Here is a 4,518-nt window from a genome sequence, read left to right as displayed (position 1 = left end):
GACTAGGGGCGGATGCCATTGGTATGATCCATATCGGGAATTGCGGAGATGGTTGCGGCATTCTGCGGGGCTGAATGCGTCGAGCGATGAGCCGATGCGGCGCCACGTTGTCTCATGGGTTCGCTCAGCGGCTTTCCGCATGAAATGTGTGAGTTTCGCGAAGACCTGCTCGATCGGATTGAGACCGGGGCTGTATGGCGGCGGAACAGCAGCTTGGCGCCAACCCTGCGGATCGCCCTGCGGACAGCGGGCCGTTTGCTGCTCAGGTTGTCCATGATGACAACGTCGCGAGGCGAGAGTGCCGGCACGAGAAACGGTTCGACATAGTGAGTGAAACTCTGGCCGTTCACCGACCGGCGTCCAGCCGCGCAACGGCGCCATGCTGGTCTTGGCCCAGCTTCATCGATGAAGACGAGCCGAGCCGGATCAAGCCGGCCCCGATATTTCTTCCATTGCTCGCGTCGCCGCGCTGCCCGTTTCTCGGAAGCGCCGAACCCATTTGACCGCCGAACTCGCAGCTGGACACCGGCAAAAACCGATAGCGTTTTGGCGGGTATGGTGATTCATTGATCGAGAGCGATCATGGAGTGCCGTGGTGGACCCGAAGTCACTGTTCCGTTTGAGCGACCATCTTGAAGCATTGAGCAAGGACGGCGATCGGCTCGAGGTTTTGCAGCGGACGGTGGACTTCGAGTACTTCCTGGCCTGGCTGATTGAGGGCTTGGGCTACGGCGATGGCGCCAAGGGGGGCCGTCCTCCGTTCGATCCTGTGATGATGTTCAAGGCCCTGATCCTGCAGGCGCAGCACAATCTGTCTGATGCGCGAATGGAGTTCATGATCCGGGACCGTCTGAGTTGGATGCGGTTCCTTGGGCTGTCGCTCGGGGATCGGACGCCGGACGAGAACACGATACGGCATTTCCGCAATCGCCTGACCAAGACCGGAACGCTCAAGCGGGTCATGAAGGCCTTTGACTGGCAACTGCAGAAGAAGGACTACATCCCGATGTCCGGGCAGGTCGTTGACGCCTCGCTGGTGCCTGCCCCCAAGCAGCGGAACACCGAGGGCGAACGCGAGGCGATCAAGTCGGGGATGAGTGCGAAGGAGATCTGGCCCGACGAGAAGAACAAGGCTGCGCAGAAAGACACCGATGCGCGCTGGACGCTCAAGATCGGCGGCAAAGTGCGGTATCGCGCGGATGGGACACCGCTGCCCATGATTGCCTTGCCGGTCTTCGGCTACAAATCCCACATCGGCATCGACCGGCGCTTCGGCTTCATCCGGGAGATGGCGGTGACTTCGGCGTCGGCCGCCGACGGGCGTCTTCTCCGGCAGGTCGTCAGCACGGACAACGCCGGTTCCGAGGTCCGGGCCGACAGTGCCTACCGCTCAAAGCGCAACGAGAAGTGGTTGTCGGATCGGATGCTGACGTCGCGCATTCACCGGCGCAAGCCCATGGGCAAGCCAATGTCGAAGGCAACGCACGGGCCAACGCTGCCAAATCCTCGATCCGCGCCCATGGCGAACATGTCTTCGCTCATCAGAAGAACAGGTTCGGGCTGTTCATCCGGACCATCGGTCTGGCGCGCGCCGAAGCAAAAATGACCCTTTGCAACCTGGCCTATAACTTCAACAGGCGGATCTTCCACGAACGCCGGGAAAAGTATGGGCTGATTATGCCCACGTTCCGGCAAACCAGCGAAATCGCCTATCGCTATCGCCGAAATCGACCCGACGGCTGACCATTCAGCGGCCGACACTGGCATGACCATCAAGCCACTCCGCCGCGACAGCAAATCACCCGGTTTTTGCCGGTGTCCAGCTACTCCCAACGCGCTGCCGCCGAATGGCACGACATCCCATCTGCGGTTACCGCCGCTACGACACGCTCACGCAGATCCACGGAATATGGCTTGGCCATCCACGCTGGCCTCCAGAACCCACCAAGCATCCTGAATCAGAAAATTGCTCCTCAGGGAATCCCTTCGATCCAGCCAAACCTCATCCCGATCTAGAATATAGTCTCGAGGATAGTCGCCAGAGCCAACGGAATTCAGAAGCTGCTTTCACGCCATTTCAAACCAGCCACAATCGTATGTTCTGCCCGGATCAAATCGGCAAAGCAGTCGTCATTTTGACGCATCCCAGCGCAAATCGCGAATTCACGGCGACAACGCCCGGGAGATGAAGCAGTACTTTTTTCAGGAAGGTTTCATAAGTCTCGATACTTTGCGTGACGATCCTGGCCATATAGTCGCTTTCGCCACTCACCGAGAAGCATTCCACAATTTCGGGCTGCCGCGCCACTGCGGCTTCGAGCGCTAGCAGCGTCTCCTCGTCATGTAGCCGGAGGCGTATCTCGGCGAAGACATTGACTGCCAGCCCCAGCGCCTTTGCATTGAGCAAAATGACTTTGCCGGCGATTACGCCATCGGCTTCCAGTTTCTTGATCCGCCGCCAGCAGGGCGTGTTGGATAAACCCACCCGCTCAGCGATTTCACCAGTTGAGAGGTCAGGCTGGTCCTGCATGGCGGCAAGAATGTTTCGATCGATTCGGTCCACGAAAGAAAAATCCTAAAATGTGAAAAAACCGCGTCAAGATTGCCCGGCATACTCAATTTTCCATGATTGAGAAATATAAATACCCGTCATGCGCATCTATCATGTTCACACGGAGCGTATATGACCGACAACCCCGCCCCTTCGCGCCGCACTCTTCTGCAGATATTGATTGCGGCTCCTGTTGCGATGCCAATAATCGCGGCACCCTGGGCCGAGGCGCTAATCGGGGCTCGGAGAGCTATGCAGACGACCCGGCCTTGCTGCGCCGAAGTCGCGAAGGGGGCAGTTCAGCCGCTGCCGCTATCAGAGTACGGAATCGCGTTCATAGGAATCTGATCTGCCCTCACCAAGTGGACCGGTTGGTTTGTTAGTGGATTATGCTCATCGCCGCCCTATCCGCCTGGAGGTGGAGCGAAGCGGAACCGGAAGGCGGCAATGGCGGCGAAGCAGTTTCCGGGGCTGGCGGTCGGTAACCCAGGCTGCTGTGGGGGCGGACCGTGTTGTAGTATTTCCGCCAGGCCTCGATCAGCACCTTTGCCTCGGCGAGGCTGTAGAAGATTTCGCCGTTGAGCAGTTCGTCGCGAAGCGACCCGTTGAAGCTCTCGTTGTAGCCATTCTCCCAGGGCGACGCCGGGGTGATGTAAAGCGTCTTCACGCCGACCTGTGCCAGCCATTTCCGGACTGACGTGGCGATAAATTCACGGCCATTATCGGATCTGATATTGGCTGGTAGCCCGCGCGCGATGAACAGGTCGGCCAGCGCTGCCAGCACGTCTTCGTGCTTGAGCTGCCGCGCTACAATCAGGGCGAGGCATTCGCCGCTGGCCTCATCGATGATCGTCAGGATGCGGAACTTGCGGCCATCATGGGTGCGGCCTTCGACGAAGTCGTAGGCCCAGACGTGCCCCGGATACGCAGGCCGCAACCGGATACACGAGCCATCGTTCAGCCATAACCGGCCCCGCTTGGGTTGCTTCTGCGGCACCTTCAGGCCCTCGCGCCGCCAGATGCGCTCGACACGCTTGCGATTCACCGTCCATCCCGCATCGCGCAGCAGCGCCGTCACCCGGCGATAGCCGTAGCGACCATATTGCCGTGCCAGAGCAATGATATCATTGGTGAGAGCTTCCTCGTCATCTGCCCCGCGCGGGACATTGCGCTGCGTCGATCGATGCTGGCCAAGCACCCGGCAGACCCTTCGTTCGGATACTGCCAGTTCGCCTCGGATATGATCGATGCAGCGCCTTCGCCGCGCAGGGCTCAGAAGTTTCCCCGCGCCGCCTCCTGCAAGATCAGCTTGTCAAGCGTCAGGTCAGAGATCGCCCGCCTGAATCGCAGATTCTCCTTCTCCAGATCCTTCATGCGCCGCACCTGGTCGGTCTTCAGACCGCCATATTCCTTGCGCCAGCGATAATAGGTCTGCTCGCTGACCGCGATCCGCCGACACGCATCCGCTGTCGTGCCGCCCTGCGCCAGGACGATCTCAGCTTCACGCAACTTGCCGATAATCTCTTCCGGCCTGTGCCTCTTGCAACTCCTTCATGATCCAAAATAACAGAGATTTTGGACCACCCAGAAGGAGGCAGATCAAGGCGGAACTTGCGACCATCATGCGTCCGCCCTTAGACGAAGTCGTACGCCCATACATGCCGGATATTGTGGCCGCAGCCGGACGCACGATCCGTCGCTGAGCCACAGATGTCCGCGCTTTGGCTGACGCTGCGGGACCTTGAGCCCCTCACGCCGCCAGATCCGCTCGACCCGCTTATGGTTCACTGTCCACCCGCATGGCACAGCCATCACCCGGCGATAGCCGTAGCGCCCCATGGAAGAAATATCGGGGCCGGCTTGATCCGGCTCGGCTCGTCTTCATCGATGAAGCTGGGCCAAGACCAGCATGGCGCCGTTGCGCGGCTGGACGCCGGTCGGTGAACGGCCAGAGTTTCACTCACTAT

2 protein-coding genes and 3 pseudogenes are annotated in these 4,518 nt (G+C 59.7%); 1 reads left to right on the top strand and 4 read right to left on the bottom strand.

Annotated features, from left to right (window positions below; all coding sequences use genetic code 11):
• A pseudogene (locus tag QMG56_RS22995) lies at positions 1–470 on the bottom strand (transposase); the annotation flags it as partial.
• Between the two features lie 122 nt (positions 471–592).
• On the opposite strand from QMG56_RS22995, the pseudogene QMG56_RS22990 reads away from it, so the two are divergent.
• Positions 593–1,644, top strand: a pseudogene (locus QMG56_RS22990) (transposase); the annotation flags it as partial.
• 466 nt (positions 1,645–2,110) lie between these two features.
• Here the strand turns inward: QMG56_RS22990 and QMG56_RS22985 are convergent.
• The 3 genes and pseudogenes from QMG56_RS22985 to QMG56_RS22975 all read right to left on the bottom strand — a co-directional run.
• Positions 2,111–2,563, bottom strand: coding sequence for an Lrp/AsnC family transcriptional regulator (locus QMG56_RS22985; protein WP_281825205.1), 453 nt, complete (start codon positions 2,561–2,563; stop codon positions 2,111–2,113).
• 367 nt (positions 2,564–2,930) lie between these two features.
• Positions 2,931–4,072, bottom strand: a protein-coding gene (locus QMG56_RS22980; RefSeq protein ID WP_281825207.1) for an IS3 family transposase whose coding sequence is annotated in 2 segments (ribosomal slippage) — positions 2,931–3,838 and positions 3,838–4,072 — 1,143 coding nt in all. Because the reading frame shifts where the segments join, the coding sequence is not laid out codon by codon here.
• 116 nt (positions 4,073–4,188) lie between these two features.
• Positions 4,189–4,387: pseudogene (locus QMG56_RS22975) on the bottom strand (IS3 family transposase); the annotation flags it as partial.
• Positions 4,388–4,518: the final 131 nt, after the last annotated feature.

Origin of the sequence: Sphingobium sp. BS19 (assembly GCF_027925545.1) — a bacterium.
Classification (GTDB): domain Bacteria; phylum Pseudomonadota; class Alphaproteobacteria; order Sphingomonadales; family Sphingomonadaceae; genus Sphingobium.
This window is presented reverse-complemented; position numbering and strand designations above follow the sequence as displayed.